The sequence below is a fragment of the Streptomyces humi genome, from assembly GCF_001005085.2.
In the GTDB taxonomy this organism is placed as follows: Bacteria; Actinomycetota; Actinomycetes; order Streptomycetales; family Streptomycetaceae; genus Streptomyces; species Streptomyces humi.
The window spans coordinates 1-3,297 of the sequence record NZ_LBMU02000114.1; the positions used below are offsets into that span (position 1 = coordinate 1).

The 3,297-nt window shown below is 70.9% G+C and carries 2 protein-coding genes; both read left to right on the top strand.

Annotated elements, in window-relative coordinates:
- Nucleotides 1-2,030: bifunctional rhamnulose-1-phosphate aldolase/short-chain dehydrogenase (locus AAW13_RS40155; protein ID WP_071659845.1), on the top strand; the 2,030-nt coding region annotated here is incomplete at its 5' end.
- A partial coding sequence (locus AAW13_RS40160) for a rhamnulokinase (RefSeq protein ID WP_046731547.1) occupies nucleotides 2,027-3,297 on the top strand: 1,271 nt, incomplete at its 3' end. The genes AAW13_RS40155 and AAW13_RS40160, both read left to right, overlap by 4 nt.

The window sequence follows — 3,297 nt, forward strand, 5'->3', positions numbered from 1 at the left end:
ATCCCGAAGCTGCTGCTCTGCTCGCTCGGTCTCATCGGCTTGGTGCTGATCCTCGTAACACGAACTACGCCGGCGGGAACACGTCCGCGAAGGGTACGGCTGCTGATCCGGTGACGGGTGGGGATGTCGAGCTGATGTGGGTGAAGGGGTCCGGTGGTGACCTGGGCACCCTGACCGAGGGTGGGCTGGCCGTGCTGCGGCTGGACCGGCTGCGGGCGCTGAGCGGGGTGTATCCGGGGGTGGAGCGTGAGGACGAGATGGTCGCCGCGTTCGAGTACTGCCTGCACGGCAAGGGCGGGGCGGCCCCGTCGATCGACACCGCGATGCACGGGCTGGTGGACGCGGCGCATGTCGATCATCTGCATCCCGACTCCGGGATCGCGCTGGCGTGTGCGGCGGACGGGGAGAAGCTGACCGCGGAGTGTTTCGGGGACCGTGTGGTGTGGGTGCCGTGGCGGCGGCCCGGTTTCCAGCTGGGTCTGGACATCGCGGCGATCAAGGCGGCCAACCCGCAGGCGGTCGGCTGCGTCCTCGGCGGGCACGGGATCACCGCCTGGGGTGAGAGCGCCGAGGAGTGTGAGGCCAACTCTCTGTACATCATCCGTACCGCCGAGGCGTTCCTGGCCGAGCGCGGGAAGGCGGAGCCTTTCGGTCCGCTGATCGAGGGCTACGGGGCGCTCGCGCAGGGCGAGCGGCGGGAGCGGGCGGCGGTCCTCGCGCCGTACATCCGGGCGATCGCCTCGCAGGACCGTCCCCAGGTCGGGCATTTCACCGATGCCGAGGCGGTCCTCGACTTCGTCGCCCGCGCCGAGCACCCGCGCCTGGCGGCGCTGGGCACCTCGTGCCCGGACCACTTCCTGCGCACGAAGGTACGGCCGCTGGTCCTGGACCTGCCGCCGACCGTCCCGGTGGAGGAGGCGGTGGCGCGGCTGAAGGAACTGCATGCCGCCTACCGTGCCGAGTACGCGGCCTACTATCAGCGGCACGCGCTGGCGGACTCTCCCGCGATGCGGGGTGCGGATCCGGCGATCGTGCTGGTGCCCGGGGTGGGCATGTTCTCCTTCGGGAAGGACAAGCAGACCGCCCGGGTGGCCGGCGAGTTCTATGTCAACGCGATCAACGTGATGCGCGGGGCGGAAGCCGTCTCCGCCTACGCGCCGATCGAGGAGTCGGAGAAGTTCCGTATCGAGTACTGGGCCCTGGAGGAGGCCAAGCTCCAGCGGATGCCCAAGCCGAAGGCGCTGGCGACCCGGGTGGCACTGGTGACCGGCGCGGGCAGCGGCATCGGCAAGGCCATCGCCCAGCGCCTCGTGGCCGAGGGAGCGTGTGTGGTCGTCGCCGATCTCAACGCCGAGGGCGCGGCCGCGGTGGCGGAGGAGCTGGGCGGCCCGGACAGGGCGGTCGCCGTGACCGTGGATGTGACGTCCGAGGAGCAGATCGCGGCCGCGTTCCGGACCGCCGCGCTCGCCTTCGGCGGGGTCGATCTCGTCGTGAACAACGCGGGGATTTCGATTTCCAAGCCGTTGTTGGAGACTTCGGCGCGTGACTGGGATCTTCAGCACGACATCATGGCCCGTGGCTCGTTTTTGGTGTCGCGGGAGGCGGCCCGGGTGATGACCGCGCAGCAGCTGGGCGGGGACATCGTCTACATCGCTTCGAAGAACGCCGTGTTCGCGGGGCCCAACAACATCGCCTACTCGGCGACGAAGGCCGACCAGGCGCACCAGGTGCGGCTGCTGGCGGCGGAGCTGGGTGAGCACGGCATCCGTGTCAACGGGGTCAACCCGGACGGGGTGGTGCGCGGGTCCGGGATCTTCGCCGGCGGCTGGGGCGCCCAGCGGGCCGCGACCTACGGGATCGAGGAGGAGAAGCTGGGCGAGTTCTACGCGCAGCGCACCATCCTCAAGCGTGAGGTGCTGCCCGAGCACGTGGCGAACGCGGTGTTCGCGCTGACCGGCGGGGAACTGACCCACACCACCGGACTGCACGTCCCCGTCGACGCGGGTGTGGCGGCCGCGTTCCTGCGATGAGCGCCGCCAAGTCCTACGCGGCGGTCGACCTGGGCGCCTCCAGCGGACGCGTCATGGCCGGCCGCGTCGGCCCGGACACCCTGCACCTCACCGAGGCCCACCGGTTCGCCAACCGCCCCGTGCGGCTGCCCGAGGGGCTGCGCTGGGACATCCTCGCCCTGTACGCGGGGGTCCTGGACGGGCTGAAGGCGGCCGGGCAGGTCGACTCCGTCGGCATCGACAGCTGGGCCGTGGACTACGGCCTCCTCGACACCGACGCCACCCTGCTCGCCAACCCCGTCCACTACCGCGACACCCGCACCGACGGCATCCCGGAGAAGGTATGGGCGACCCTGCCCGCGGCCGAGCTGTATGCCCTGACCGGACTCCAGTACGCACCCTTCAACACCCTCTACCAACTCGTCGCCGCCCGAAAGTCCGGACAGCTCACGCACGCCGAACGGCTCCTGCTCATCCCCGACCTGCTGTCGTACTGGCTGACCGGTGAGCAGGGCACCGAGCTGACCAACGCCTCCACCACCCAGCTCATCGACCCCCGCACCCGCACCTGGTCCACCGAGGTCGCAAGCCGGCTCGGCATCGACCTCACCCTCTTCGCACCGCTGCGCCGGCCCGGCGACCCGGCCGGACTGCTGCGCCCCGAAGTACTGGAGGAGACCGGACTGACCGGGCCGGTACCGGTGACCACCGTCGGCTCCCACGACACCGCCTCCGCGGTCGCCGCCGTACCCGCCACCGGGGAACACTTCGCCTACATCTGCACCGGCACCTGGTCCCTGGCCGGCCTCGAACTCGACACCCCCGTCCTCAGCGAGGAAAGCCGCACCGCCAACTTCACCAACGAACTCGGCCTCGACGACACCGTCCGCTACCTGCGCAACATCATGGGACTGTGGCTGCTCCAGGAATGCGTACGCACCTGGGGCAACCCGGACCTGGGCCAACTGCTGCGCGAGGCCGCCACCGTCCCGGCACTGCGCTCCGTCGTGGACGCCCAGGACGCCGCCTTCCTCACCCCCGGCCGGATGCCACAGCGCATCGCCGACGCCTGCCGGGCCACGGGCCAGCCGGTCCCCGAAACACCGGCCCAGACCACCCGCTGCATCCTCGACTCCCTCGCACTCGCCCACCGGCGGGCGATCCGCGACGCCCAACGACTCGCCGACCACCCCGTGGACACCATCCACATCGTCGGCGGCGGCACCCGCAACGCACTGCTGTGCCAACTCACCGCCGACGCCAGCGGACTCCCCGTGGTGGCCGGGCC